This window comes from Arthrobacter sp. N1, assembly GCF_048288285.1.
GTDB lineage: Bacteria > Actinomycetota > Actinomycetes > Actinomycetales > Micrococcaceae > Arthrobacter_D.
In genome coordinates this window covers 2,577,265-2,602,697 of the sequence record NZ_CP102608.1, presented here as the reverse complement: position 1 = coordinate 2,602,697, position 25,433 = coordinate 2,577,265, and the positions used below count along the sequence as shown (strand labels likewise).

Here is a 25,433-nt window from a genome sequence, read left to right as displayed (position 1 = left end):
GCATCCCGTCGGCGGCAGGGGCCCGTCGGCCGACGGGACGAGGGCTGCCCGGTCAGGCCTGCGCCCGGGTGACCTTGGTGTCCATCTGCAGGACCGGTGTCCCGTCCGCCTCCTCGAGGTCCAGTCGGACGGAGACGCCGATGCCGGCCAGGGACGTGAGGTGCGTGCCGCCGCAAGGGATCTCGGCGCGCTCGCCCGGCAGGTCGCACACCCAGTAGCGGCGATCGGTCAGGCCGCCGCCGTCGCTGCGGATACTGATGGGAGCGCGTGTCGCCGTCCACGCGGCGAGCGTCTCGTTGACGGTCGCCGCGATCGCCGCCGGGTCGAGGTCCTCGACGCCGAAGCCCTTCCGCCGGAGCGACTTGCCCAGCCGGTAGCGGTCCCGGGAACCGAACGCGCCGATCACGGTGGTGTCGATCGCGAGGGCGTCGAAGTTCGGGGCGCCGAGGGCATCCACGGTGACGTCCTTCTTCCACCGGCCGGCGAGGGCCCGGTTCAGGGCGAGGGACGCCAGGTGGCAGCCCGTATGGCCCGCGGACACGGCGGCACGGTGCGTGGCGTCGACGCGCACCACGACGTCGTCACCCTCCGCGGGTGTCGACTCCGAGGCCAGGACATGCACGACGACGAACGCCCAGCGCTCGGTCCCCTTCCGGACCGGCGACTCGGCGCCGAGATGGAGGGTGGTGCCGTCGGTGGCTCCGACCACGCAGTCGCTCACCTCCCACACGCTCCCGGCGCCCGCCAGCACGCCGCGGTCCGGTCCCTGGTCAGGCCAGGCGGAGTCGACGGGATGGAAGGCCGTGGTGTCGAGCAGGACCACCCGCCGGCCGTCGTCGCGCATCTCGACGTGCAGCACGCGCGCCGTCGAGTCGACGGCGCCGGAGGGGTAGGTCACGAGCGTGTCGTGGCGGGGGAGGGTCATCGGAGCTCCTGGAGGGGTGGGCGGCGGCGCGGGTGCGTCGCGACGGTCGGGGAAGCGCGCGTCAGGCGCTGGGCGGCTGCTGTACCAGCCGCTCGAGAAGGGGTTCGGTGCGGTAGGGGATGTGCTCGTGCAGGGCGAGCACCGTCTCGGTGCGGATGACGCCCTTGATCCGCAGGACGGAGCGCAGCGCCACCTGCAGCTGGTGGGTGTCGGTGGCTGCGACGCGGCACCAGACGTCGCCGCGACCGGAGATCTCGTGCACCTCGAGTACTTGGTGGAGGGTCCTCAACCCGGCGATCACACCGTCGAGCTCGCGGTGCGCGACCTCGATGGTGATGAAGGCGACGACGTCGTAGCCGAGCGCCTCGAGATCGAGCTCCCGGCCCCCGGGGCGGAGCGCCCCCGCGCGCAGCAGCCGGCGCATGCGGGCCTGGGCCGTGTTCCGGGCCACCCCGAGCAGGTCGCTCAGCTCGCTGACCTGCGCCCTGGGGTCACGGACCAGCTCGAGCAGCAGGCGCAGATCGAGGGTGTCCAGCTTGCTCATGTAGCTCACTTCCCGTCAGTCGCCGGCGTCCCCGTTGCGCACGCCGCTCAAAAACCGATGCAGCGACGTCACAGGGAGTGCAGTGGACCTCATCCTATAGAAGTCCGGGCAGACCGCTGCCCCGGGAGGCGCCTACGCTGGGCGCGTGTGCGCGAGGAGAAGTGGTGGGATGAGCGTCATCAACGAGCTGCGGATGAGACCGGCGACGGTCGAGCGCCGCAGCTGGGATGCCTCGCTGGCGGTCCGCCTAGGGCTCGCCGTGACGGTGATCTCCACCCTCCTCATCGGCGCGAACCTCGCCACGCCGATCTATCCGCTCATCCAGGCGGACCTCGGCCTGACACCCTTCGCCGTCACCGTGGCCTTCGCCTCCTATGTCCTCGCGCTGATCACCGGTCTCGTCCTCGCGGGCCACTGGTCGGACCACATCGGCCGGCGGGCGGCGCTCGTCGTGGCCGTCGTCCTCGGGCTGCTGGGAGCCGCGCTGTTCGCGGCCGCGACCTCGCTGCCCATGCTCGCTGCCGGTCGGGTGCTCCAGGGTGCGGCCGTCGCCCTCGCCACCGGTGCCAGTGCGGCGGCCCTGCGCGATCTGCTGCCCTCCCGGCCCGACTGGGCGTCGCGCTTCACCCTGATGGCCTCCGCCGGGGGAGTGGCCGCGGGTCCGGTGATCGGCGGCCTGCTCTCCCTCCTGCCCGCACCGACCCGGACGCCCTTCGTGATCTACCTCGGGGTCCTGGCCACGCTGCTCATCCCCCTCGTGCTGCTGCGTGCGCGCCCGGCCGTGAAACCGGCCGCCGGGGACAATCCGCTCGCGGTACTCCGGCCGCGCCGACCGGCGGTGTCGGCAGAGGCCCGGCGGGCGTTCTGGACGGCCTCGAGCGTCGGCTTCCTCAGTTTCGCGGTCTTCGGATTCACCCTCAGCCTGGCTCCCACCTGGTTCGCGGACATCGCCGGCACGCAGTCGCGCCCACTGATCGGGCTCCTCGCGGCGCTCGTGCTCGGGTCCTCGGCCGTCAGCCAGCTGCTGTCGCCGCGCGGACGCTTCGTCGTCCCGGTGGGACTCGCCGGGATGGCGCTCGGTGTCGGCCTGCTCCCTGCGGCCCAGTCGACCGGCAGCCTCCCGCTGCTGGTCGGGGCCTGCGTGGTCGCCGGATTCGGACAGGGCATGGCCTTCCGGGTGGTGTTCAACGAGGTGTCCGTCCGCGTCGACCCGGCGCACCACGCGCAGACCATCAGTGCCGTGTACGTCATCACCTACCTGGGCAGCGCTGTCCCCGTGCTCGGGCTCGGCGCCGCAGCGGGCAGCTGGGGGCTCACAGCGTCCGTGACGGTGTTCGCGGTGCTGGTGGCCGCGGTCTGCGCCGTCCTCGCTGTGGTGTCCCTCGCGGTACGCCTGCGGCGACCCCGCTGACCCTTACGGTCCGGGAGCGACCGGTGCCCGGGACGGGTCGGCAGCCTGCCGGGGCGACGGGGCACCCCACCGCGGCTTTGTAGGCTGTAGCCATGCTTGACATCCCCAACGCCCCCTCCACCCCCCAGTCGTCGGGCCCGGGGGAGGCCGGCCCTTCGGCGGAGCCGACCACGTCCCTGGTCGTGGGACTGGACATCGGCGGCTCCAAGACCCACGGAGCGCTCTGGGCCGACGGCGTGCTCGTCGGCGAGGCACGAGCGGGCAGCGCCAACGTGCAGAACGTGACGCCCGACGATGCCGCGCGGAACCTGGCGGAGCTGTTCCTGGAGCTCACGCCGGCCGGAGGCGCGGACGTGGCGCAGGTCGTCGCAGGCTCCGGGGGAGTGGACACCGCGGAGGACGCCGAACGGCTGCGTGGGCTGATCCGTCCGCACGCCCCCGGCGCCGCCATCCACGTCGTGCACGACACGCGGCTCATCCTGGCGGCCGGCGGTGCCAGGACCGGCATCGCCGTCATCGCCGGCACGGGCTCCGTCGCCTGGGGCGTCGACGGGGACGGCCGGGAAGCCCGCTCGGGGGGCTGGGGATATCTCCTCGGGGACGAGGGCGGCGGCTACTGGGTGGCCCGCGAGGCCGTGCGGCGGACCCTGCACCGCCACGACGCCGGTCAGCAGCCCGACGACCTCGATGCCGCGGTCCTCGCACTCAACGGGGTCGCCACGCCCACCGAACTCATCGGGCTGTTCCATTCGGGTGCCGGGCGGACCTACTGGGCTGCGCAGTCGCGTGCCGTGTTCGACGCCGCACGGACCGGTCACACGGAGGCCGGTGGCATCATCGACCGCGCGGCGGAGGACCTCACGCAGCTCGTGCTCGACGTCGTCGACGTCATCGGGCTGCCGGGTCCCGTCGTCCTCGGGGGCGGGCTCGCGATGCACCAGCCCGACCTCCAGGCGCGCCTCCGGCACCGGTTCTCCGACCGCGGCATCGATGACGTCGTCTTCCTCGACCGGGACCCCGTGATGGGCGTGCAGTTCCTCGTCGCGGACGGCGGCCGGGCCGGGCGCTGACCCGCGGCAGCCGACGGACCGCCCGCAAACCCGTCATCGGGCCGCCGGGCCCGCCGTGGCGCGGGTGCCGACGTGATGGACCCGTGACCCATATGCGGTCTTGTCCGCTCCGAAGTCAGGGTTAGACTCAGAACTTCCGACAGCTTGAACTGACCGCTGCGCGCCCCGCCCAGTGACCATCCAGACGGCAAGCCGGACCCGTACCTCGTGCGGACCCGCGGGCGCAGCCCGGCCGAGAAGCTCCTGCCCGGAAAGGCACAGCTGCCATGACATCCCTAGAGCAATCGTCCGGCCCGCTCCCCATGATCCGGTTCAACGGCATCACCAAGACCTACGACGGCGGCCGACCCGCCGTCGACGACCTGAGCATGGACATCGACCGGGGCAGGATCACGGTCTTCGTGGGACCGTCCGGCTGCGGCAAGACCACGTCGCTGCGCATGATCAACCGCATGGTCGAGCCCACGTCGGGCACCATCCTCCTCGACGGGCAGGACGTCGCCCTGCAGAAGGCCGCCGAACTCCGCCGCTCCATGGGCTACGTCATGCAGTCCTCCGGTCTGATGCCGCACCGCTCGGTCATCGACAACATCGCGACCGTCCCCCGCCTGAACGGGGTGCCCCGGGCGGAAGCGCGGGCGCGCGCGACGGAACTGCTCGACGTCGTCGGCCTCGCGTCGGAGCTCGGGCGCCGCTACCCCGGGCAGCTCTCCGGCGGCCAGCAGCAGCGCGTCGGCGTGGCGCGCGCCCTCGCCGCTGACCCTCCCGTGCTGCTCATGGACGAGCCGTTCAGCGCCGTGGATCCCGTGGTCCGTGCGGAGCTGCAGGAGGAGCTGCTGCGCCTGCAGCGGGACCTGGCCAAGACCATCGTCTTCGTGACCCACGACATCGACGAGGCGACGATCCTCGGCGACAAGGTCGCCGTCTTCGCCGTCGGGGGCCGCCTCGCGCAGTTCGCTGCGCCCGAGGAGATCCTCCGAGCGCCCGTCGACGACTTCGTCGCCGGCTTCGTGGGGCGGGACCGCGGATTCCGGCACCTCTCCTTCCAGCAGGGGGACCACGTCACGGTGCATCCGATCGAGACCATCGAGGTGGATCAGCTCGCGGATCCGACGGTGTCGGTGCGGTCGGCGTGGACGCTCCTCGTCGACGCCGACGGACGCCCCCACGGCTGGGTCCCGCAGGCCACCCGCGGCAGCATCGCCACGCAGGCCGACGCCGTGCCGGGAGGATCGCTCTACACCCGCGGCGACACGCTCCGCCGAGCGCTGGACGCCGCCCTCTCGTCGCCGTCGGGCCTCGGGGTGGCGGTCGACGACGACGGGCGCGCGATCGGTGTCGTCCGGGCCGCGGAGGTCTTCGAGCTCATCGAGCGCGCCCGCCTCGACCGCGGACGCGCCGACCACAACACGGCGGTTTAGGGATGGACTGGGTCCAGGGAATCGTCGAGTACATCCCCGCCAACGCGGCCCTGCTGCGTGAGCTCACCGGGAACCACCTCGTCCAGTCGATCCTGCCGATCGTGTTCGGGGTCCTCATCGCCGTGCCCCTCGCGCAGATCGCCCGCCTCAACCGTCCGGCGGGTGCCGTCATGCTGACGGCGTCGTCGCTCCTGTACACCATCCCGTCGCTGGCGATGTTCGTCTTCCTGCCCCTCGTGCTCGGCACGAGCATCCTCAGCATGGTGAACGTCGTCGTCGCCCTGACCATCTACGCGGTCGCGCTGCTCATGCGCTCCACGGTCGACGCGCTGAACTCGATCGACGACGGCGTCCGGCAGGCCGCCGTCGCGATGGGCTACACGCCCCTGCGCCGGTTCCTGACCGTCGACCTGCCCCTGTCCGTGCCGGTCCTCATCGCGGGCGTGAGGGTCATCTCGGTCACCAACATCTCGATGGTGAGCGTGGGCGCGCTGATCGGGGTGCCGAGCCTCGGCCGCCTCTTCACCGACGGCCTCACGCGCAACTATCCCGAGCAGATCGCCGTCGGGATCCTCGTGACGCTGTTGCTCGCCCTGGTGCTCGATCTCCTGCTCGTGCTGCTGGAGCGGGTCCTCACACCGTGGACGCGCGCCACCCCGGCCCGCACCGCCCGGGCTGCGGCCCTCGAGGCGAGGACGGTGGCCGCCTGATGGACTACTCGAGCAGCAACCTCTTCGTCCAGATGGGCGAGTGGCTGTCCGACCCCGTGAACTGGAGCGGCGCCCGCGGGATCCCGATGCGCGTCCTGGAGCACCTGGGCTACGTGGGCCTGACCATGCTGATCGCCTGCGCCATCGCCATCCCGCTCGGCCTGTTCGTCGGGCACACCGGCCGTGGCCGGGTGCTGATCGTCTCGGGCATCGGCATCCTCCGGGCGCTCCCCACCCTCGGCATGGTGTTCCTCTTCGCCCTGCTCTTCTACCGGGGGGTGCTGCCCTCGGTCTGGGCCCTCGTGCTGCTGGCCGTGCCACCGGTGCTCAGCGGCGTGTATGCCGGGATCTCCTCGGTGAACCGCACCGTGGTCGACGCCGCCCGCAGCATGGGTCTGACCGAGCGGCAGATCCTCTTCCGGGTGGAGGTGCCCAACGGTCTCCAGGTGATGATCGGCGGCGTCCGCGCCGGGATCCTGCAGGTGGTCGCGACCGCGACGGTGGTCGCCTACGCGAAGGCGGACGGCCTGGGGGTGTTCCTCGTGGAAGGGACACAGATCAACGACAACGGCCGACTCTTCGGGGGAGCCGTGATCATCGCGGTTCTCGCGATCGCCGTCGACGGCCTGATGGCCCTCATCCAAAAGTTTGCGATCTCGCCGGGGCTGCGGGCCCAGCAGCCGCCCGCGGGACCGCTGAAGGAATCTGGCCGGCAAGAGGCCGTAGCCAGTGCACAAGGAGGAACAACATGAAGAACCTGTCACACCCGCGCGCCGCTCGGCGTGCCATGATGGGACTGGCCGGCGGCCTGACGGCCATGCTGGCGTTGACTGCCTGCGGTGCCAACAGCGACCCCCAGGGGGAGACAGAGAGCGCAGGGCCCGAAGGGTCCATCGTTGTCGGCTCAGCTGATTTCCCGGAGAGCCAGATCATCGCGGAGCTCTACGCAGGTGCGCTGAACGCCGCCGGCGTCGAAGCGACCACCAAGCCGAACATCGGTTCGCGCGAGATCTACTACCAGGCCATGGAGGACGGCTCCATCAACGTCATCCCGGAGTACAGCGGGAACCTCCTGCTGCTCGCCGACACCGAGGCGACGGCCGCCTCGGCCGAGGAGATCATGGCGGCCCTTCCCGACGCCCTCGCGGCCAAGTCCCCGGATGCGGACCTCGGTGTCCTCGAACCCAGCGAGGCCGAGGACAAGGATGCGCTCGTCGTCACGGCGGCCACGGCCGAGGAGTACGGGCTGGAGTCCATCGCCGACCTCGCCGAGGTCTGCGGCGAGATCACCCTCGGTGCGCCGAGCACCTTCCAGGAGCGCTCGTACGGTCTGCCGGGCCTGAAGGAGAAGTACGGCTGCGAGCCGGGCAGCTTCGAAGCGCTGAACGACGGCGGCGGTGAGCTGACGCTCCAGGCGCTCCTCAACGACGATGTCCAGGTGGCCGACATCTACACGACGACGCCGTCCATCGAGGACAACGACCTCGTGGTGCTCGAGGATCCCGAGAACAACTTCATCGCCCAGCAGGTCCTCCCGCTCATCAACACCGGGACGGTGAGCGAGGAGGCACAGGACGTCCTCAACGAGGTGTCGGCGCAGCTGACCACCGAGGACCTGCTGTCCCTGAACCGCGAGGTCAGCGGCGAGGAGAAGCGCAGCCCAGCTGACGCCGCCGCCGACTGGCTGGCCGACAAGGGTCTCGCCGGCTAGCCCGGGAGCTTCCTGCCCGTGGACAGCAGGGGCCCGGGACGCGCATCGCCATGCCGCGTCCCGGGCCCCTGCTGTGGCATCCTGATCCAATGGCCACCTACAAGCAGTCGGAAAAGCTCCGGAACGTCCTCTACGACATCAGGGGGCCGCTGCTCGAGCACGCCATGACCATGGAGGCCCAGGGCCACCGCATCCTCAAGCTCAACATCGGCAACCCGGCGCCCTTCGGGTTCGAGGCGCCTGACGCCATCCTCGTGGACATGATCCGCAACCTGCCCAAGGCGCAGGGCTACAGCGATTCCCGCGGCATCTTCTCGGCGCGCACCGCCGTCGTCCAGTACTACCAGGGCCGCGGCATCAACTCCATCGACGTCGATGACGTCTACCTCGGCAACGGCGTCAGCGAACTCATCACGCTGTCCATGCAGGCCCTGCTCAACGCGGGCGACGAGGTGCTGATCCCCACCCCGGACTACCCGCTGTGGACGGCCTCGGTGGCGCTGGCGGGAGGCACCCCGGTCCACTACCTCTGCGACGAGGACAACCACTGGTGGCCCGACCTCGAGGACATGGCCTCGAAGATCACCCCGGACACGCGGGGGATCGTGCTGATCAATCCGAACAATCCGACGGGTGCCGTCTACCCCCGGCCCGTCCTCGAGGGGATCGTGCGCCTCGCCCGCGAGCACGGGCTGATCCTGTTCGCCGACGAGATCTACGAGAAGATCCTGTACGACGACGCGGTGCACGTCAACGCCGCGTCCGTGGCGGGCGACGACGTCCTGTGCCTGACCTTCAGCGGTCTCTCCAAGGCCTACCGGATCGCCGGCTTCCGCAGCGGCTGGATGGCGATCTCCGGTCCCAAGCGTGACGCCGCGAACTACATCGAGGGCATCAACCTGCTCGCCAACATGCGCCTGTGCGCGAACGTCCCCGCGCAGCATGCGATCCAGACGGCCCTCGGCGGGTACCAGAGCATCAATGACCTGATCCTGCCCGGCGGACGCCTCAAGCAGCAGCGCGACAAGGCGGCGCAGCTGCTCAACGCGATCCCCGGCGTCAGCTGCGAGGTGGCGCAGGGGGCGCTCTACCTGTTCCCGAAGCTCGACCCCGAGGTGTATCCGATCAAGGACGACGAGAAGTTCGCCCTCGATCTCCTCAAGCAGCAGAAGATCCTCGTCTCCCACGGCAGTGCGTTCAACTGGGTGAACACGGACCACTTCCGCATGGTGACGCTCCCGAGCGTGGAAGTCATCGAGGACGCGATCGGCCGGCTCGCCGACTTCCTCTCCACCTATAAGCCCTGACAGCCGGCAGGCGGGCAGCCTGTCCCGCCCCATCCCAGGAGGACCCATGGTGCCACCAGCAGATACCGCCGACGAGATGCGCAGGCTCCTCCTCGCGGGGCCGGACTTCTCCCTCGCCGCCGTCGACCCGCACTCGACCCCCGGGTTCGACGGCGGGAAGAAGAAGGGTGCCGCGGCGCTCGCGGACGGCGGGGAGGTCCTCTCGTCCCTGCAGGAGAAGCTGTTCGCCGAGAGCCGGGCCGGCAGCGAGATCGCCGTGCTGCTCGTCCTGCAGGGGATGGACACCTCGGGCAAGGGCGGGATCGTGCGCCATGTCGTCGGGCTCGTCGATCCGCAGGGCGTCCAGCACCATGCGTTCAAGGCGCCGAGCGAGGAGGAGCGCAAGCACTCCTTCCTGTGGCGTATCCGGCACCAGCTCCCGCGGCCCGGCATGATCGGCGTCTTCGACAGGTCGCACTACGAGGACGTGCTCATCCATCGGGTGCGGGGGTTGTCCCCCGCGGAGGAGATCGAGAAGCGGTACGGGGCCATCCGCCGGTTCGAGGCGGAGGTGGCGGCGTCCGGGACGCGCGTGCTGAAGGTCATGCTGCACATCGGCAGGGACGAGCAGAAGGCCCGGCTCGCCGAGCGCCTCGAGCGCAAGGACAAGTACTGGAAGTACAACCCGGGCGACGTCGACGAGCGCGGGTACTGGGACCAGTACCAGGAGGCCTACCAACGCGCGGTCGAGCGCACGAGCACTCCTGAGGCCCCCTGGTTCGTGGTTCCCGCAGAACGCAAGTGGTACGCCCGGCTCGCGGTGCAGCGGCTGCTGACCGCTACGCTCGAGGACATGCAGTTGAGCTGGCCCCGCGCCACGTTCGACGTCGAGGCCGAGAAGCAGCGCCTCGCCGCCACCTGACTGCTGACTACCGGGCGGGACTTTCCTCCGGGAGCGGGGCGACGAAGGACGGACGGGCACCATGAGCGAGGAACGCCGGCGCGAACTCGGTGAGTCGGATGCGCCCGTCGAGGACGAACTCAAGGAGTCCTTCGACAACACGGTGATCGAGGGCGCGGAGCGTCTCCACCGCACCATGAGGAACATCCTCGTGACCGGGGTCTTCGGTGGCTTCGAGATCGGGCTCGGCATCATGGCCTACCTCGCGGTACTCCACGAGACTGGCAACGAGCTGCTCGCTGGACTCGCGTTCGGTATCGGCCTCGTGGCCCTCCTCCTCGCGCACAGCGAGCTGTTCACGGAGAACTTCCTCCTTCCGGTGGCCGCCGTCGTCGCGAAGGAGGGCAGCGTCGTCCAGCTCGCCAAGCTCTGGGGCGGCACCCTCGTCGCGAACCTCGCGGGCGGCTGGGTGTTCGTCTGGATCATCATGCAGGCGTTCCCGCAGTGGTCGGAGACGGTCTCGGAGAGCGCGCACCACTACGTCGACGCGCCCTTCTCCCTGCAGACCGTGGCGCTCGCAGTCCTCGGTGGCAGCACCATCACCCTCATGAGCCGGATGCAGCAGGGCACCGACGACGACGTCGCCCGGATCGTCGCCACGATGATCGGCGGCTTCCTGCTGGCCGGGCTCCAGCTCTTCCACTCCATCCTGGATTCCCTGCTGATCTTCGGCGCCATCCATTCGGGCGCCGACATCACCTACGGCCAGTGGCTCGGCTGGTTCGGGTACACCCTGCTGTTCAACATGCTGGGCGGCCTCGTGCTGGTGACACTGCTGCGGCTGGTCCGCAGCAAGGAGCTGATCGAGGAACGCCGTCAGCGCGCCCCGACCGATCCGGACGCGCCGCACAGCACCTAGCCGGCCCGCCGGATCCCGGCGCACCCGACCGCGCACCCGACCGCGTCCATGGACCGGATCGGACCGCATGCCGTCCCGCGCTGGTACACGGATCCGGGAGGCGGGTTTCAGGAGGCGGATTCTGGGCCGGGCATGGACCGGACGGACGCACCCGTCACCGCGCCCGTCAGCGCCGTGGACCGGGCACGGGCTGAGCTGTACTCCAGCGTTGCGCGACGAGGTCGTAGGTCGCCGCGACCACGTCGCCGTCCGGCCTCGTGGTCATCTGATCGATCGGATCGGCAGGATCGCTGATGCGGGCGCTACTGTCCCTCGGCCCTGTCCCTGGCAGCTGCCAGGCGGACCTTCGCTCCTTCGAGCCAGGATTCGCAGCGGTCGGCGAGTGCCTCCCCGCGCTCCCACAGGGCCAGGGACTCCTCGAGGCTCACGCCGCCCGCCTCGAGCCTGGCCACGACTGCCACGAGTTCCTCCCGTGCCTGCTCGTAGGACAGCGTGTCCACCGCTGCGGGGTCGGGGGCCGACGTCGTGCTCTCTGTCATCTGGGGTTCCTCGTCGTGTCGCCGTGCAGTGGTCGGGGTCCTGGTCCCACCCACCGTGCGCCGGGTGGCAGGTCGTGCTGGTCTACGTGGCCTTCGTGGCCTTCGTGGCGGAGCGGGGTCAGGGCGGACCGCCGGACGCTCTGCGGTCCGTCGCTCCAGCCGCTGCACCCTCCGCCTCGTCGGTCGCCGTCGCACCGAAGCGGCCACCCGCCACCCTGACCCGCAGGGTGTCGCCGGCGGTGACCTCCGAGGGGTCGGTCACCACGTGTCCGGCCGCAGTTTGCACGACGGCGTAGCCGCGGTCGAGCGTCTTCTGGGGAGACAGGGACCTGACCCGTTCGCGGAGGTGGAGGACTGCGTCGGCCTCGCGTTCCACGGCCGCCGTGGTGCAGCGCAGTGCCCGGGAGCGGAGGCGCCCGACGTCGGCCTCCCGGACATCGATCATTCCCTCCGGCTTCGCGAGCGAAGGCCGCGACCGGAGATTCGCCAGGCTTTCGCCCTCGCGCTGCACGAGGACCCTGATCGACCGCTCGAGTGCTCCGCGCGCATGACGGATGCGCCCGAGTTCCTCGGTCACGTCGGGCACCACACGCTTCGCGGCGTCGGTGGGTGTGGAGGCCCGGAGGTCGGCGACCTCGTCGAGCAGGGGGCGGTCCGCCTCATGACCGATGGCGCTGACGACGGGCGTCGAAGCCTTCGCGACCGCGCGGACGAGGGACTCGTCGCTGAAGGGCAGCAGGTCCTCGAGCGCTCCGCCACCGCGGGCGATGATGATGACGTCGACGCGCGGATCGGCGTCGAGCTGGGCCAGCGCGGCGGAGACCTGCGCGACGCTGCTGACGCCCTGGACCGCCACCTCCCTGACCTCGAACTCGACCGCGGGCCACCTGAGCGCGGCGTTGCGCATCACATCCTTCATGGCATCCGAACCGCGCCCCGTGATGAGGCCGATCCGGTGCGGGAGCAGCGGCAGCGGCTTCTTGCGCGCCGGGGAGAAGAGCCCTTCCGCCGCCAGCGCCTGGCGCAGGCGTTCGATGCGTGCGAGGAGGTCACCGATGCCCACCGGTCTGATATCGATCGTCTGCATCGAGAGGCGGCCCGTCTTCACCCAGAAGTCCGGCCGGAGCCGTGCGACGACGCGCGAGCCGCGCTCGAGCGGGGAGGACACACGGTCCATGACGGTCCCGTAGACGGAGAGGGAGAGGGACACCTCGGAATCGACGTCGCGGAGGGTGATGTAGCACATGCTCGCACGGCGGTTGAGTTCGATGACCTGGCCCTCGACCCACGCAGCCGGCGCACGCTCGATATGGGCCTTCAGCTTCTCCGACAGCAGATGCAGGGGCCATGGCGCATCAGGGGAGGTCTCCGCCGCCGTCGCGGGCACCGTGGAAGCTGCGCCGGCCGAGGGTGCGGGTGCCCGCACGTGCTCGCTCGTCATCGGTGTCCTGTCCTCCTGGTGGTCCGGCGCGCCGTTCCCGGTCGGAGAGCGGCAGCTATCATCTGTATCACCTGCGACCCCCGGGACGTCGCTCGGCCGGCGTCTATGTGCGTTTCGAGGCTACCGCCACCGGCCGGTCCCGCTGGGCCACCGCTGCGGTGAACAGGCATAATCATGGGTCGGACCTCGAGCCTAAGGACTTCATGCGGACCCTCCTCTCTGCCCTGCTGGCCCTCCTCGCGCTCTGCGCGGCAGCGATCGGACTGGCCTCGGCCTGGATCGACGAGAACCTCGTGCAGGAATCGGGGTTCGTCGCGCTCGCTGCCCCCCTCGCGGAGGACGCCGACTTCCAGGCTGCGCTGTCGGACTCGCTCGTCGAGGAGGTGACGGGTAGCACGGGTCTGCCGGACCGGCTCGATTCCTTCGTCGAGCCCCTCGTCCGCAACGCGGCCGGCGCCGTCATGGAGGCATCCGGCTATCCGGCAGCCTGGTCGGAGACGCTCCGCCTGTCCCATGCCTTCACCTTCGCCCAGGCGCCCGACCCCGGCCCGGCCGTCCTGACACTCGATCTCGGACCCGTCGTGCACCTGGTGGCCGATGGCATCGGAGGCGGCCTCGGCGTGGACGTCCCGCTCCCGGAGGACACCACGATCGACATCGGATCGATCGAGCGCGGCGGGCTGCTGAGCGGGGTCGCCGACGTCGTGCAGTCCTGGGCGATGTATCTCGCCGGTGCGGGCATCCTCGCCGTGCTGGCGCTGCTGGCCGCCCGGCGGCGGGGTACCACCCTGGCGTTGCTCGGACTCGGAGTGCTGGGCATCGGAGGGCTGGGACTGCTCGCCCGTGAGTGGGTCCCGGCCGCCCTCGACCGGGCCCCCGGGACGAGCGCGATCGCCGACGTCTTCGTCCGGGGTCTCGCCGAACGCGCCGGTGCAGACATCGCGGTGTCCAGCGTTCCCGTGCTCCTTGGGGGCCTCGTGGCCCTCGTGCTCGGAGTCGCCCTCCAGCTCGCTGTCGGGCGCCGGGGTAGGGCTTAGCTCACAGCGGAGCCGCACGCGGATCAGCCGGGCGTCTGTCCCCGACCCGGTAGAATCAGGGCATGACCAGTACCACCGTTCAGGTCCCCATGCCCACCATCCCGCGCCGACGCCGCTCCCCGGAGGACGTCGCCGCGGGCGCGCCGGTGGCGGGACCGAAGAAGGTGCTGCTCGCAGCGCCGCGCGGGTACTGTGCCGGCGTCGACCGCGCCGTGATCGCCGTCGAGAAGGCCCTCGAGCACTACGGCCCTCCGGTGTACGTGCGCAAGCAGATCGTTCACAACCTGCACGTCGTCTCCACTCTCGAGGCGAAGGGCGCGGTGTTCGTCGACGAGACGGACGAGGTTCCCGAGGGCGCCCTGGTGGTCTTCTCGGCGCATGGTGTCTCGCCCGCCGTCGTGCAATCGGCGGAGGATCGCGGACTGCGCACGATCGACGCCACCTGCCCCCTCGTCACGAAGGTGCACAAGGAGGCGCAGCGCTTCGCCCGCGACGACTTCGACATCCTCCTGATCGGCCACGAAGGCCACGAGGAGGTGGAGGGCACCGCCGGTGAGGCACCAGAGCACATCCAGATCGTCAACGGACCGGAGGACGTCGACAAGGTCCAGGTCCGCGACCCGGAACGGCTCATCTGGCTCTCGCAGACGACCTTGAGCGTCGACGAGACCATGTTGACCGTCAACCTCCTCAAGGAGCGGTTCCCCACGCTGCAGGATCCGCCCAGCGATGACATCTGCTACGCGACGTCGAATCGCCAGGCCGCCATCAAGAAGATCGCCCCGGAGTCGGACCTGGTGATCGTGGTCGGTTCGGCCAACTCCTCGAACTCGGTCCGCCTGGTGGAGGTCGCGCTCGAGTACGGGGCCAAGGCGTCGCACCGGGTCGACTTCGCGAACGAGGTGGACGAGTCCTGGTTCGAGGGTGTCGCGACGGTGGGCATCTCCTCGGGTGCCTCCGTTCCCGAGAACCTCGTCCAGGACGTCCTCCGGCTCCTCGCCGACTACGGCTACGGGGACGTCGAGGAGGTCGTCACGGCCGAGGAGGACATCATCTTCTCGCTGCCCAAGGAGATCCGCGCCGCCCTCAAGGCGATGGGCGATCCCTCGCAGGGCCGCGGCGGTCGCGGTCCCCGGCCTGATCGCGGCTCGCTCAACTAGGCTTCGACGCGTCCCACCGCCGTCGCACCGCATCGGCCGCCAGGGCAGACCCGATCGGCGTCGGATCCGTCAGTACTCTCCGTGTACCGGCCGGCACGTCAACCCGCGGTACCCTCGAGCAGCTCGTGGGCCGTCAGGGACCGGGGCGTCGCGTCGATGGTCGCAGCAGGCTGGGCCGATCCCGCAGCGCTGCTGCCGGCCCGCTGCGCGCGGGCGGTACCGAGCAGGCTCACCCCGGCACCCTGTGGGCCGTCCGGTCCGTCGTGCGCCCCGTCGGCCGCAGCGTCCACCGCATCGAGGGTGGCCGAGTCGAAAGCGCCGATGCGCCGTGCAGTCGGCAGGACCCTCGATTCGAGCGCGCCGACGAAGGAGTTGTAGCGCTCCACCGAGGTCTTGAGCGATGCGCCGAGACGCGTCACGTGGCCGCCCATCGTCCCGAGCCGTTCGTAGAGCTGCTTCGACAGATCGAAGAGTTCCCGGGCATTGTCCGTGAGAACAGCCTGTCGCCAGCTGAACGCGGCGCCCTTGAGGATCCCGAGCAGGGAGACAGGGGAGGCCAGGGCCACGTTCCGCGAGAAGGCATAGTCGAGCAGTTCGGGATCGGCACGCAGCGCCTCGGACAGGACCGACTCGACGGGGATGAAGCAGATGACCAGCTCGGGGGAGTTCGCGGCGCCTTCCCAGTACTTCTTCTTCGCCAGCGCATCGACGTGCGCGCGCAGCGCCTTCCCGTGCTGGCGCAGCAGCTCGGAGCGGCGTGCCTCGAGGGCTGCGGCATCCGCCTCTGCCCAGTCGTCGGACCTGCCGTCAAGTTCCTGGGCGGTGAGGAAGGCGCTCAGTGGCACCTTCGCATCGATCACCAGTTGCTTGTCACCGGGCAGCTGCACCACCATGTCCGGCCGCGCGCGGTCCCCGCCCTCGCCCCCGTCGAAGGAGACCTGCTCCATGAAGTCGACGCGGGAGAGCATCCCGGCAGCCTCCACGACCCGGCGCAGCTGCACCTCGCCCCACTGCCCGCGGGCGCTGGTGCTGCGCAGTGCTCCCGCCAGCGAATGCGTCGTCGAGAGCAGCCGCGCGTCGACCGCCCGGGCTTCCTCGAGCTGCCGGGCGAGCTGTCCGTACTGCTCCACGCGGTCGCGCTCCAGCAGGCCGACCTGCCGCTGGACCTGGGAGAGCTTCTCCGCGACAGGGGCCAGGGCCCGCAGCACCTCCTGGTCCGTCGAGGTCTTCCCTGACAGCTCACGGTTGTGCTGCTGCAAGAGGTCCCGCTGCGCCGACGCGGCCGCCAGGTCCGTCGTCGTCCTGCCGAGGCGGGCAGCGGCGTCGTCGAGCTCGGTCCGGAGCTCCTCGGCACGGGGGCGCTGAGTGTGGGCGACGAGGAAGGCGCCCACGGCGCAGCCGAGGACGAAGGCGAGGAGGACGAGAAGGAGGGCGGTGGTGCTCATGCCCACACTGTCGCAGGAACCTCCGACATTCAGGCCCACCACACCGGAGGAGGGTCCGTCGAGGCCCGGTAGACTTGTCTCCCGTGGCTCTTACTATCGGCATCGTCGGACTGCCCAACGTCGGCAAATCAACCCTCTTCAACGCGCTGACGCGCAACAACGTGCTGGCTGCGAACTACCCGTTCGCTACCATCGAGCCGAATGTCGGGGTGGTCAGCCTTCCCGATCCGCGTCTTGCCAAGCTCGCCGAGGTCTTCAGCTCGAAGCAGCTCCTCCCCGCGACGGTGTCCTTCGTGGACATCGCGGGCATCGTGAAGGGCGCGTCCGAGGGCGAGGGCCTCGGCAACCAGTTCCTCGCCAACATCCGCGAGGCCGAGGCGATCGCCCAGGTGATCCGCGTGTTCGACGATCCCGATGTCATCCACGTGGACGGCAAGGTGGATCCGCGCTCGGACATGGAGACCATCAACACCGAGCTCATCCTCGCCGACCTGCAGACGCTCGAGAAGGCGATCCCGCGCGTCGAGAAGGAAGTGAAGATCAAGAAGCGCGAGGCCGCCCAGCTGGCCGCGATGCAGGCGGCGCAGGCCGTGCTCGAGCGCGGCGACACGATCTTCTCCTCCGTCGCGGGCGACAAGCTGGAGATGGAGCACCTCCGCGAGCTCAGCCTGCTGACGGCCAAGCCCTTCATCTACGTGTTCAACGTCGACGACGCCGTCCTCGGCAGCGCGCACCGCCAGGCCGAGCTCAGTCAGCTCGTCGCTCCCGCCGACGCCATCTTCCTCGACGCCAAGCTCGAAGCGGACCTCGTGGAACTCGACGAGGCCGAGGCCCGCGAGATGCTCGAGATGAACGGCCAGGAGGAATCCGGCCTCGACCAGCTCGCGCGGGTCGGGTTCCACACCCTCGGTCTCCAGACCTACCTGACGGCGGGCCCCAAGGAGAGCCGCGCCTGGACCATCAAGAAGGGCGCAACGGCGCCCGAGGCCGCCGGTGTCATCCACTCCGACTTCCAGCGAGGCTTCATCAAGGCCGAGGTCGTCTCCTTCGACGACCTCATCGATGCCGGTTCGATGAGCGAGGCCAAGTCCCGGGGCAAGGTGCGCATCGAGGGCAAGGAGTACGTCATGTCCGACGGCGACGTAGTGGAGTTCCGGTTCAACGTGTAGCTCTCGTGTCCCGACATCCCGTGGGTGGTTTGTCGCCCGACGGAAGCCCGATCAGGCTTTGACGACCGGGAGGTCCGCCCACTTCGTCGTGTAGTGCGGCGAGAGCATGTCGCGCTTCATCGTCCACTCCGAGCCTGCCCTGAGGCCGGCGTGACCGAGACCGATGGAGGAGCGCCCGAATCTCTGGCTGATCTCGTGGAGCAGCGGGCCGGTGTCTTTCGCACCGGCTCTCCCGCCCTCCGGGTCCGCGTCGTCGCCCGACCCCAGCTCGAGGTTTAGGAGCGAGTCCTGTGTCCCGACGGGCTGGAGGTCGGTGATGATGACGCCGGCGCGGATGTAGGAGACGCCTTCTCCGATGACGGGCAGCAGCCTGTGCGCAGCCCGTGTGAGTTCGAGCGGATCAGCGGTGTGCACAGGCAAGGGAATGCAGATGCTGGGCGAGCTCCTGGTGCCGGTGCTGAAGGGTGAGGTACCGGCGAACGCGGTGAGCACTCTGCCCTGGAGGTCTTTGCGTGCCAGGCGTGACGCAGCTCCCTGGGCGTAGACGCTCAACGCCTGCCGCATGGCCTCCGGAGTGCTGACCGGATGAGCGAAGGACCGGGAGAACATGACCTGCTCGTTGCCTGTGGACTCGTTGGACGTGATGCAGGGCGTGCCCTGCAGTTCCAGCACGGTGCGCATCAGCACCACCGAGAACTTCTTCCGGATCATCACCGGATCGGCCTGCGTCAGGTCCCACGCCGAGTCGATGCCGAGCGCGTTCAGGCGTGCAGCGCTCCTGGCGCCGACACCCCAGATGTCGGTGACCTTCAGCCTGAGCAGGAGCGCCTCACGCTGCCCGGCCGGGATGAGCTCCCAGTGGCAGACACCGTCGAGCCGCGTGTTCCCCTTGGCCCAGCGGTTGGCGAGCTTCGCGAGTGTTTTCGTGGGCGCGATGCCCACGCAGACCGGGAGCCCGGTGTTCCTCTGCACCGTCTGTTTGATGGTCCTGCCGGTGGTGCGTTGCTCGAGGTGAGCACCGCGGAAGGTCAGGAACGCTTCGTCGATGCTGTAGATCTCGAGGTCGGTCGTGTGCCGGCCGAGGACTTCCATGACGCGGGCGCTCATGTCCCCGTACAGCTCGTAGTTGCTCGACCGGGCCTGCAGCCCCCAGGCCTTCGCCTGCTCCGCGATCTGGAACCACGGAGCCCCCATCGGGATACCCAGAGCTTTTGCCTCTGCGCTGCGGGTGATCACGCAGCCGTCGTTGTTCGACAGCACGACCAGCGGTTTCCCCTCGAGCGACGGGTCGAAAGCCCGCTCGGAGGAGACGTAGAAGTTGTTGACGTCGACCAGGGCCACACTCGACCTCGTGGGCGTCGAAGCCCGGATCCGTGACTCCGGGTCAGACACGGTGCAGGCACCTGGTCGCGACGCCCCAGATGACGAGATCCTCAGGATCCGGAACAGGGATGTCCGGGTAGACGGCACTGGCCGCGACGAGGGTGACCGCCCCGGCACCTGAGCCGGGATCACGGCTCGCGACTCGCAGCCTCCGGATGACGAACTCCCCGTCGAGGACGGCGATGACCACGGACCGGTCCCTGGGCTGCAGGGCCCGGTCGACGATCAGTTCGTCGCCGTCGGAGATGCCGGCACCCTCCATCGCGTGCCCGGACACCCGCACGATGTAGGTGCTGGTGATGTCCGGGATGAGATGCCTGTTGAGGTCGATCCTGTCCTCGAACCAGTCCTGTGCGGGCGAGGCGAATCCTGACGGCATGAGCTCGGTGCGGGCAGCAGCCGGAGCCGGCCGGCCGATCGTCGTCCCTGAGGCTCCGAACTCATCCACGCGTCCGCGCACCTCTTCCTTTTTCTTGCCGGCCCACCTGGAGCGCGGCCCCGGCTCAGGCACCTGATCCTAGACGTCGCCGGTGACACCCGATGTCCGCTCACGCCGGGGGGTCCTGCTGAGGCGACGTCCTGATCGGTCCGTCGAGCGTCAACCCGGTACCCGGTCAGTCGCCTTTCACGTCGAGGATCTGGCGGAGGGTGTGATCGACGCGGACGAGCACTCGCGCAGGGCACGCAGGTTCCGTGGGAGGTCGTGCGCGCTGTCCAGGGTGCGGACGGCGATCATGCCGCAATCGATGTCGACGCCGGCTGCGGCGGGGATGATGGTCCGCTCGGTGGGAAGGACGGTACCCGAGGCGCATCCCTTGCCGAGGTGCGCGTCGGGCACGCTGGCCAGGTGCGGGTACACGAAGGGCATGGACGCCGTCTCGATCAGCTGCTGCCGTGCGGCATCGTCGAGGACGCCGGCGAAGCTGAGGTACCTGGGGGCGAGGAACTGCTCTGGCATGTGTGCTCCTTCTCGACGGACACTCCTGCTGCCGGCGACGCTCCGGTCCGGCCCTCACCACATCCGGCTGTTGGTCTCCGAGACGAAACCCCGGCCGTCGGAGAACCAGTGGATGGTGGGGCTGTTGCGCGCGGTCGGGGTGGTGAGCTCCGCGAAGAGATCCGCATTGAACCGGTTGTTGAGCTCGGGCGAGCTGAGCACCGTCTCCCTGGTGATGACGAAGACGGGCCCCTTCAATCCCTTGCTCTGGATGGAGAGGTGCACCTCCCTGTGCTGGTCGAGCCGCGCCTTCAGGGCGCCGATGGCTGCCTGCACGTTGGCGTCGTCGTCCCACACCGCTGCATGCTGGTCGACGAACAGCCAGGCCATGGTGCTCCTCATCCGTCTGGTCGCCCGCCCCGCCGGGGCGGCGATCCGTTGTCCGCCGGCCTGCCGGCGCCGCCGCGGTGTCCTAAGCAAAACACCCGCCGCGCGAGCGTTCAAGCCGCGGGCGGGCGACGACGTCGGACTGTACAGACCCGCGGCGGAGCGCCGGACCGCGGGTACGGTCGCCACCGGCGGGGGAGCCCGGCCCGGCCCACGCGGCGCTGAAAAGATGCTGGAGAAGGACTGTGAACATTTGGTTGCAGCTCGATAACAACAGGGGAGTGCCCAGTCCGATGGATACCTGCTGGTAACAATGTGCCCCTAGGCTGTCGCTCATGTGAGTGACATCACCCCCTGGGGGTCGCGTGTCGGCTGTCATGCAACACCGCGTGAAGCTGGAACCACACTGAGAAATAGGAGGCGGAATGCGTTTCGGACGTACTTCCAAGGCTTTGGGGGTTGCTGCTGTCGCGGCGCTCGCATTGAGTGCCTGCGCTGCGAACACGGGAACAGAGACTCCCGAGGAGAGCGCCGAGGGCGAAGCAACGGGCGGAAACATCCGCGTCGTAGAAGTGAATGCCTTCAGCTCGTTCAATTCGAACAGCTCCGAGGGCAACGTGGACATCAACGGCAAGATCGCCTACGCGACCCACTCCGGCTTCGTCTACATCAACAATGACCTCGAGGTGGAGAAGAACGAGGACTTCGGCACCATGGAGGTCCTCTCCGAGGATCCCCTGAGCGTGAAGTACACGGTCAACGAGGGCGTCAACTGGTCCGATGGCGAACCGGTCGACGGCGGAGACCTCCTGCTCTCCTGGGCCATCGGGTCCGGCTACTTCAACGACGCCACCACCGACGACGCCGGCGAGATCGTCTCCGGGGCGACCTACTTCGACTACGCGGGCGACACCGGCGGACTCGCCCTCACCGAACTGCCGGAGATCGGCGACGACGGACGGTCCATCACCCTGAACTACTCGGAGCCCTTCGCGGACTACGAGGTGGCGTTCGGCCTCATGACCGAGGGCGGCATCTCCACTCCCGCGCACGTGCTGGCCGAGAAGGGCGGCCTGGCCGACGAGGACGCACTGATCGAGCTCATCGAGACCGAGTCCAAGGGCGACCCCGAGAGCCCGGTCGAGCGTCCCGAGGTGCAGGCCCTCGCCGACTTCTGGAACACCGGCTTCGACACGAAGTCACTGCCGACCGACGAGTCTCTGTTCCTCTCGAACGGCCCGTTCATCGCCTCGGCCATCACGCCGGACCAGTCGATGACGCTGACCCGCAACGAGGACTACAGCTGGGGCCCGGAAGCCAAGGTGGACGAGATCACGGTCCGCTACATCGGCGAGGCTCCGGCGCAGGTCCAGGCCCTGCAGAACGGCGAGGTCGACATCATCGCGCCTCAGGCATCCGCGGACACGGTCGAGCAGCTCGAAGGGCTCGAAGGCGTCACGGTGGAGCAGGGCAACCAGCTCTCCTATGACCACCTCGACCTGAACTTCAGCGGTGTCTTCGAGGACGAGGCCGTGCGTGAGGCCTTCATGAAGACGGTTCCGCGCCAGCAGATCGTCGACACGATCGTGAAGAAGATCAACCCGGATGCGCAGCCGCTCGATTCGCAGCTGTTCCTGACCGACCAGGCTCCCTATGAGGAGTCCTCGTCCAACAACGGTTCCGAGGCCTACGGCGAGGTCGACATCGAGGGTGCCAAGGAGCTGCTCGACGGCGCCACCCCCGAGGTCCGGATCATGTACAACCGCGACAACCCGAACCGCCTCAACTCGTACACGCTGATCGCGGAGTCGGCCGCCCAGGCCGGGTTCAAGATCGTCGACGGTGGACTGGGGTCCTCCGACTGGGGGGCCGCGCTCGGCAACGGCACGTACGACGCCACGATCTTCGGCTGGATCAACTCGGGTGTCGGCGTGTCCGGCGTCCCGCAGATCTTCAAGTCCGGCAACGGCTCGAACTTCAACGGCTTCTCCAGCCCGGAGGCCGATGAGCTGATGGACGAGCTGATCGTGACCACGGATCCCGACGAGCAGGACGCCCTGCAGGTGCAGATCGACAAGTTCATCTGGGATTCGAAGTACGGACTGCCCCTGTTCCAGGTTCCTGGCGTGGACGCGTACAGCGACAACGTCACCGGCATCGAGTACATGCCGAACCAGACAGGCGTCTGGTGGAACTTCTGGGACTGGCAGGTCGTCCAGTAGCCTCACCGCTGCATCAGGCACGCTCGTAGAGAGGCGCCGGGACAGGGGAACTCGCCCGTCCCGGCGTCTTTTTTCGTGCCGTCCGCCGCGGTCCGCCGGCGTTGCGGAAGGGCCGACGCCGCTGGTCCCGGGCGGGCGGACTGATTGGGAAACGCCACATTCCGTACCCCGGGGCCCTGCACTACACTTTCGCCAAAGCGCGGGTAGACCCCATCCGCATCCGACATTGAGGCTTTGAAACACATGGTGACCTACATCGTCCGGCGTCTCGTGACCGCCGTCCTCATCCTGTTAGGCGCGTCCTTCGTCGTCTACCAGCTCACCGCCCTCTCGGGGGACCCGCTGGAGGACCTCAGGGCCAGTAACGCGCCCAACAGGGAGCAGCTGATCCAGGCCCGCACGGAGCTTCTCGACCTCAACACCCCTGCGCCGCTGCGCTACTTCGGCTGGCTGTCCGGGGCCGTGAAGTGCCTGGTCCCCTTCGCGGCGACCTGTGACCTGGGAGCCAGCATCCAGGGGGAGTCCGTCACGACCTCGCTCGCCCGCGCGATGGGCAACACCATCACCCTCGTCAGCACCGCCACCGTCCTCGCCATCATCATCGGCATCTCGCTGGGCATCATCACCGCACTGCGGCAGTACAGCGGCCTCGACTACGGCGTCACCTTCATGTCCTTCCTGTTCTTCTCCCTGCCGATCTTCTGGCTCGCGGTGCTCCTGAAGGAGTTCGGCGCCATCGGCTTCAACAACTTCCTCGCCGACCCCGACATACCGGTCAGCACCATCGTCGTCGTCGCGATTGCGAGCGGCCTCATCTGGGCCCTGTTCGCCAGCCGGTCCTGGAAGCGGAAGGGCATCGCCTTCCTCCTCGGCGCCGTCGTCGCCGCCGCCCTGCTCTTCGTCCTGGACCTCGTCGACTGGTTCTCGACGCCGGGCCTCGGCCCGATCGTCATCCTGGTGACCGGAGTCGGCATCGCGTTCGGGATCGTGCTGCTGACGGCGGGGCTGCGTAACCGCAAGGCGCTCGTCTCCTCGCTGATCATGGTCGCGGTGGGGCTCGTGGCCTACTACGTGGTGAACCCGATCCTCAACGCCGCGACCATCTGGATGATCATCATCCTCGCGGTCATCACCGTGCTCGTCGGCATGGGCGTCGGATTCGCGATGGGCGGCTACGACCGGGGACAGAGCATGCGCGCGGCCGCCCTCACGGGCGTCCTGATGGGCCTGCTGATCGTGGTGGATCGCTTCATGGTCACGTGGCCCTCCTACGTCAGCAACTCACGCGTGCGGGGCCGCCCGATCGCCACGGTCGGCGCGGAGACCCCGGGCCTCGACGGGACCTTCTGGATCAACGGCCTCGACACCTTCACCCACCTCCTCCTGCCGACGCTCGCGCTCCTGCTCGCGTCCCTCGCCAGCTACAGCAGGTACTCCAGGGCCTCGATGCTCGAGATCATGAACATGGACTACATCCGGACCGGGCGCGCGAAGGGCCTCAGCGAGCGGACCGTCGTCATGCGGCACGCCTTCCGCAACGCGCTCATCCCCCTCGCCACCCTCGTCGCCTTCGACATCGGCGCCCTGATCGGCGGCGCCATCATCACCGAGCAGGTCTTCGCCTTCGCCGGCATGGGCCAGCTGTTCGTCCAGGCGCTGCAGCGGACCGATCCCGATCCCATCATGGGCTTCTTCCTCGTGGCGGGCATCCTCGCACTCGTCTTCAACCTGGTCGCCGATATCGTCTACTCGTTCCTCGATCCTCGCGTAAGGGTGAAAGCATGAGCATCCAGACTCCCTCGGACCTCCCGAGCGGCGAAGCGGCCACCGTCACCGGCCCCACGCATCCCGCACCCGAACCGGAGGCCAAGGGCCTGTCGCAGGGCCAGATCGTCCGCCGGAAGTTCTTCGACAACACCGCGGCGATCATCAGCCTCGTCGCCTTCGCCGTCATCTTCCTCATGGCGTTCACCTCCGTGGGCTTCGCGGGCATCCCGGGCTGGTGGAAGTACAACCACACCGAGTTCCTGCCCCTGCTCAACGGTGGGGCGCCCACCGTCACCGGCCCGTTCAGCTGGGGGGACCATCCGTTCGGGCAGGACTCGATCGGCCGGGACTACTTCGCCATGACGATGCGCGGGACGCAGAACTCCATCATCATCATGTTCATCATCGGCGCACTCGCGGGACTCGTCGGCGTGATCGTCGGCGCCTGCTCCGGGTACTTCCGCGGCTGGACCGAGGCCGTGCTGATGCGCTTCACGGACATCATCATCATCATCCCCGTGGTCCTCGCCGCAGCGACGCTCGGCCAGGCCGTGAACCGATACGTGGGGTCGGGGGCGCAGATCTGGCTCCTCGGCCTGTTCCTCGGCCTGGTGCTCTGGACGGGGCTCGCCCGCCTGGTGCGCGGCGAGTTCCTGACGCTGCGTGAGCGCGAGTTCGTGGACGCGGCCAAGATCGCCGGCGCGTCCAACACGCGCATCATCTTCAAGCACATCCTGCCGAACGCCGTCGGCGTGATCATCGTCAACACGACCCTGCTCATGTCCTCGGCCATCCTGCTCGAGACCGCCCTGAGCTACATCGGGTTCGGCGTCAAGGCGCCGGACGTGTCCCTCGGACTCATCATCAGCCAGAACCAGGAGGCCTTCCAGACCAGGCCGTGGCTGTTCTGGTTCCCGGGACTGTTCATCGTGCTGATCTGCCTGTGCATCAACTTCATCGGCGACGGCCTGCGGGACGCCTTCGACCCGCGGCAGAAGAAGTTCAACGCCGGCCGGGCGAAGGACGCAGGGAAGCCCGCGGCGTGAGG

The 25,433-nt window shown here is 69.0% G+C and carries 24 protein-coding genes; 15 read left to right on the top strand and 9 right to left on the bottom strand.

The window, feature by feature from the left end:
- Positions 1-52 precede the first annotated feature (52 nt).
- Both NVV32_RS12040 and NVV32_RS12035 read right to left on the bottom strand, forming a co-directional pair.
- On the bottom strand, positions 53-925 hold the full coding sequence (locus NVV32_RS12040; RefSeq protein ID WP_422390311.1) for a metal-dependent hydrolase: 873 nt from the start codon (positions 923-925) through the stop codon (positions 53-55).
- A 61-nt stretch (positions 926-986) separates the two neighbouring features.
- Positions 987-1,469 (bottom strand): Lrp/AsnC family transcriptional regulator, encoded by a 483-nt coding sequence (locus tag NVV32_RS12035; RefSeq protein WP_200914776.1) that lies wholly within the window; start codon positions 1,467-1,469, stop codon positions 987-989.
- Positions 1,470-1,638: 169 nt separating this feature from the next.
- Between NVV32_RS12035 and NVV32_RS12030 the strand changes: the two genes are divergently transcribed.
- From NVV32_RS12030 to NVV32_RS11990, 9 genes are all read left to right on the top strand, one after another.
- Positions 1,639-2,880, top strand: a complete 1,242-nt coding sequence (locus NVV32_RS12030; protein WP_055768478.1) for an MFS transporter — start codon at positions 1,639-1,641, stop codon at positions 2,878-2,880.
- A 92-nt stretch (positions 2,881-2,972) separates the two neighbouring features.
- The gene (locus NVV32_RS12025; RefSeq protein ID WP_422390310.1) at positions 2,973-3,950 is read left to right on the top strand and encodes an N-acetylglucosamine kinase; all 978 of its coding nucleotides are present in this window, start codon (positions 2,973-2,975) and stop codon (positions 3,948-3,950) included.
- 302 nt (positions 3,951-4,252) lie between these two features.
- Complete coding sequence (locus NVV32_RS12020) at positions 4,253-5,371, top strand: ABC transporter ATP-binding protein (RefSeq protein WP_055768481.1); 1,119 nt, start codon at positions 4,253-4,255, stop codon at positions 5,369-5,371.
- A gap of 2 nt (positions 5,372-5,373) precedes the next feature.
- A complete protein-coding gene (locus NVV32_RS12015) occupies positions 5,374-6,081 on the top strand; it encodes an ABC transporter permease (protein ID WP_422390309.1) in 708 nt (235 codons plus the stop codon).
- Positions 6,081-6,833 (top strand): ABC transporter permease, encoded by a 753-nt coding sequence (locus tag NVV32_RS12010; RefSeq protein WP_422390308.1) that lies wholly within the window; start codon positions 6,081-6,083, stop codon positions 6,831-6,833. Before NVV32_RS12015 ends, NVV32_RS12010 begins: the two co-directional genes overlap by 1 nt.
- Entirely contained in the window at positions 6,830-7,792 is a 963-nt protein-coding gene (locus NVV32_RS12005) for an ABC transporter substrate-binding protein (protein WP_055768484.1), read from the top strand. Before NVV32_RS12010 ends, NVV32_RS12005 begins: the two co-directional genes overlap by 4 nt.
- An 89-nt stretch (positions 7,793-7,881) precedes the next feature.
- The gene (locus NVV32_RS12000; RefSeq protein ID WP_422390307.1) at positions 7,882-9,099 is read left to right on the top strand and encodes a pyridoxal phosphate-dependent aminotransferase; all 1,218 of its coding nucleotides are present in this window, start codon (positions 7,882-7,884) and stop codon (positions 9,097-9,099) included.
- Positions 9,100-9,145: 46 nt separating this feature from the next.
- Positions 9,146-10,000, top strand: a complete 855-nt coding sequence (locus NVV32_RS11995; protein ID WP_414826607.1) for a PPK2 family polyphosphate kinase — start codon at positions 9,146-9,148, stop codon at positions 9,998-10,000.
- Positions 10,001-10,061: 61 nt separating this feature from the next.
- Positions 10,062-10,898, top strand: coding sequence for a formate/nitrite transporter family protein (locus tag NVV32_RS11990; protein ID WP_422390306.1), 837 nt, complete (start codon positions 10,062-10,064; stop codon positions 10,896-10,898).
- Between the two features lie 302 nt (positions 10,899-11,200).
- Here NVV32_RS11990 and NVV32_RS11985 read toward each other — a convergent pair whose 3' ends face one another.
- Together NVV32_RS11985 and xseA are read right to left on the bottom strand one after the other, a co-directional pair.
- Positions 11,201-11,437, bottom strand: coding sequence for an exodeoxyribonuclease VII small subunit (locus tag NVV32_RS11985; RefSeq protein ID WP_055768492.1), 237 nt, complete (start codon positions 11,435-11,437; stop codon positions 11,201-11,203).
- Between the two features lie 118 nt (positions 11,438-11,555).
- The gene (gene xseA / locus NVV32_RS11980; protein ID WP_422390305.1) at positions 11,556-12,878 is read right to left on the bottom strand and encodes an exodeoxyribonuclease VII large subunit; all 1,323 of its coding nucleotides are present in this window, start codon (positions 12,876-12,878) and stop codon (positions 11,556-11,558) included.
- 203 nt (positions 12,879-13,081) lie between these two features.
- On the opposite strand from xseA, the gene NVV32_RS11975 reads away from it, so the two are divergent.
- On the top strand, positions 13,082-13,915 hold the full coding sequence (locus NVV32_RS11975; protein ID WP_422390304.1) for a hypothetical protein: 834 nt from the start codon (positions 13,082-13,084) through the stop codon (positions 13,913-13,915).
- Between the two features lie 62 nt (positions 13,916-13,977).
- Positions 13,978-15,075, top strand: a complete 1,098-nt coding sequence (locus NVV32_RS11970) for a 4-hydroxy-3-methylbut-2-enyl diphosphate reductase (protein ID WP_422390303.1) — start codon at positions 13,978-13,980, stop codon at positions 15,073-15,075.
- A 98-nt stretch (positions 15,076-15,173) separates the two neighbouring features.
- Here the strand turns inward: NVV32_RS11970 and rmuC are convergent, their stop codons facing one another.
- A complete protein-coding gene (gene rmuC, locus NVV32_RS11965) occupies positions 15,174-16,520 on the bottom strand; it encodes a DNA recombination protein RmuC (protein ID WP_422390302.1) in 1,347 nt (448 codons plus the stop codon).
- A gap of 83 nt (positions 16,521-16,603) precedes the next feature.
- Here rmuC and ychF point away from each other — a divergent pair, with 83 nt between their 5' ends.
- Positions 16,604-17,689, top strand: a complete 1,086-nt coding sequence (gene ychF, locus NVV32_RS11960; RefSeq protein WP_055768505.1) for a redox-regulated ATPase YchF — start codon at positions 16,604-16,606, stop codon at positions 17,687-17,689.
- A 51-nt stretch (positions 17,690-17,740) separates the two neighbouring features.
- On the opposite strand, the gene NVV32_RS11955 is transcribed toward ychF, so the two are convergent.
- The 4 genes from NVV32_RS11955 to NVV32_RS11940 all read right to left on the bottom strand — a co-directional run bounded on the left by NVV32_RS11955 (position 17,741) and on the right by NVV32_RS11940 (position 20,399).
- Complete coding sequence (locus NVV32_RS11955; protein WP_422390301.1) at positions 17,741-19,081, bottom strand: Y-family DNA polymerase; 1,341 nt, start codon at positions 19,079-19,081, stop codon at positions 17,741-17,743.
- Positions 19,074-19,451 (bottom strand): LexA family protein, encoded by a 378-nt coding sequence (locus NVV32_RS11950; RefSeq protein ID WP_055769309.1) that lies wholly within the window; start codon positions 19,449-19,451, stop codon positions 19,074-19,076. Before NVV32_RS11950 ends, NVV32_RS11955 begins: the two co-directional genes overlap by 8 nt.
- Positions 19,452-19,697: 246 nt before the next feature.
- Positions 19,698-20,030 (bottom strand): RtcB family protein, encoded by a 333-nt coding sequence (locus NVV32_RS11945; protein ID WP_055768509.1) that lies wholly within the window; start codon positions 20,028-20,030, stop codon positions 19,698-19,700.
- A gap of 54 nt (positions 20,031-20,084) precedes the next feature.
- The gene (locus NVV32_RS11940; RefSeq protein ID WP_055768512.1) at positions 20,085-20,399 is read right to left on the bottom strand and encodes a hypothetical protein; all 315 of its coding nucleotides are present in this window, start codon (positions 20,397-20,399) and stop codon (positions 20,085-20,087) included.
- A gap of 422 nt (positions 20,400-20,821) precedes the next feature.
- On the opposite strand from NVV32_RS11940, the gene NVV32_RS11935 reads away from it, so the two are divergent.
- From NVV32_RS11935 to NVV32_RS11925, 3 genes are all read left to right on the top strand, one after another.
- Positions 20,822-22,618 carry an ABC transporter family substrate-binding protein gene (locus tag NVV32_RS11935; RefSeq protein WP_422390300.1) on the top strand — a complete coding sequence of 599 codons (1,797 nt, stop codon included), beginning with the start codon at positions 20,822-20,824 and terminating at the stop codon, positions 22,616-22,618.
- Positions 22,619-22,861: 243 nt separating this feature from the next.
- Positions 22,862-24,403, top strand: a complete 1,542-nt coding sequence (locus NVV32_RS11930) for an ABC transporter permease (protein WP_055768515.1) — start codon at positions 22,862-22,864, stop codon at positions 24,401-24,403.
- A complete protein-coding gene (locus NVV32_RS11925) occupies positions 24,400-25,431 on the top strand; it encodes an ABC transporter permease (protein WP_082471289.1) in 1,032 nt (343 codons plus the stop codon). Before NVV32_RS11930 ends, NVV32_RS11925 begins: the two co-directional genes overlap by 4 nt.
- Positions 25,432-25,433: the final 2 nt, after the last annotated feature.

Bases quoted from the DNA above. Each gene is read 5' to 3' on its own strand.
- NVV32_RS12040 (WP_422390311.1), bottom strand. From the start codon at position 925: ATGACCCTCCCCCGCCACGACACGCTCGTGACCTACCCCTCCGGCGCC.
- NVV32_RS12035 (WP_200914776.1), bottom strand. From the start codon at position 1,469: ATGAGCAAGCTGGACACCCTCGATCTGCGCCTGCTGCTCGAGCTGGTC.
- NVV32_RS12030 (WP_055768478.1), top strand. From the start codon at position 1,639: ATGAGCGTCATCAACGAGCTGCGGATGAGACCGGCGACGGTCGAGCGC.
- NVV32_RS12025 (WP_422390310.1), top strand. From the start codon at position 2,973: ATGCTTGACATCCCCAACGCCCCCTCCACCCCCCAGTCGTCGGGCCCG.
- NVV32_RS12020 (WP_055768481.1), top strand. From the start codon at position 4,253: ATGATCCGGTTCAACGGCATCACCAAGACCTACGACGGCGGCCGACCC.
- NVV32_RS12015 (WP_422390309.1), top strand. From the start codon at position 5,374: ATGGACTGGGTCCAGGGAATCGTCGAGTACATCCCCGCCAACGCGGCC.
- NVV32_RS12010 (WP_422390308.1), top strand. From the start codon at position 6,081: ATGGACTACTCGAGCAGCAACCTCTTCGTCCAGATGGGCGAGTGGCTG.
- NVV32_RS12005 (WP_055768484.1), top strand. From the start codon at position 6,830: ATGAAGAACCTGTCACACCCGCGCGCCGCTCGGCGTGCCATGATGGGA.
- NVV32_RS12000 (WP_422390307.1), top strand. From the start codon at position 7,882: ATGGCCACCTACAAGCAGTCGGAAAAGCTCCGGAACGTCCTCTACGAC.
- NVV32_RS11995 (WP_414826607.1), top strand. From the start codon at position 9,146: ATGGTGCCACCAGCAGATACCGCCGACGAGATGCGCAGGCTCCTCCTC.
- NVV32_RS11990 (WP_422390306.1), top strand. From the start codon at position 10,062: ATGAGCGAGGAACGCCGGCGCGAACTCGGTGAGTCGGATGCGCCCGTC.
- NVV32_RS11985 (WP_055768492.1), bottom strand. From the start codon at position 11,437: ATGACAGAGAGCACGACGTCGGCCCCCGACCCCGCAGCGGTGGACACG.
- xseA (WP_422390305.1), bottom strand. From the start codon at position 12,878: ATGACGAGCGAGCACGTGCGGGCACCCGCACCCTCGGCCGGCGCAGCT.
- NVV32_RS11975 (WP_422390304.1), top strand. From the start codon at position 13,082: ATGCGGACCCTCCTCTCTGCCCTGCTGGCCCTCCTCGCGCTCTGCGCG.
- NVV32_RS11970 (WP_422390303.1), top strand. From the start codon at position 13,978: ATGACCAGTACCACCGTTCAGGTCCCCATGCCCACCATCCCGCGCCGA.
- rmuC (WP_422390302.1), bottom strand. From the start codon at position 16,520: ATGAGCACCACCGCCCTCCTTCTCGTCCTCCTCGCCTTCGTCCTCGGC.
- NVV32_RS11950 (WP_055769309.1), bottom strand. From the start codon at position 19,451: ATGCCGTCAGGATTCGCCTCGCCCGCACAGGACTGGTTCGAGGACAGG.
- NVV32_RS11945 (WP_055768509.1), bottom strand. From the start codon at position 20,030: ATGCCAGAGCAGTTCCTCGCCCCCAGGTACCTCAGCTTCGCCGGCGTC.
- NVV32_RS11940 (WP_055768512.1), bottom strand. From the start codon at position 20,399: ATGGCCTGGCTGTTCGTCGACCAGCATGCAGCGGTGTGGGACGACGAC.
- NVV32_RS11935 (WP_422390300.1), top strand. From the start codon at position 20,822: ATGCGTTTCGGACGTACTTCCAAGGCTTTGGGGGTTGCTGCTGTCGCG.
- NVV32_RS11930 (WP_055768515.1), top strand. From the start codon at position 22,862: ATGGTGACCTACATCGTCCGGCGTCTCGTGACCGCCGTCCTCATCCTG.
- NVV32_RS11925 (WP_082471289.1), top strand. From the start codon at position 24,400: ATGAGCATCCAGACTCCCTCGGACCTCCCGAGCGGCGAAGCGGCCACC.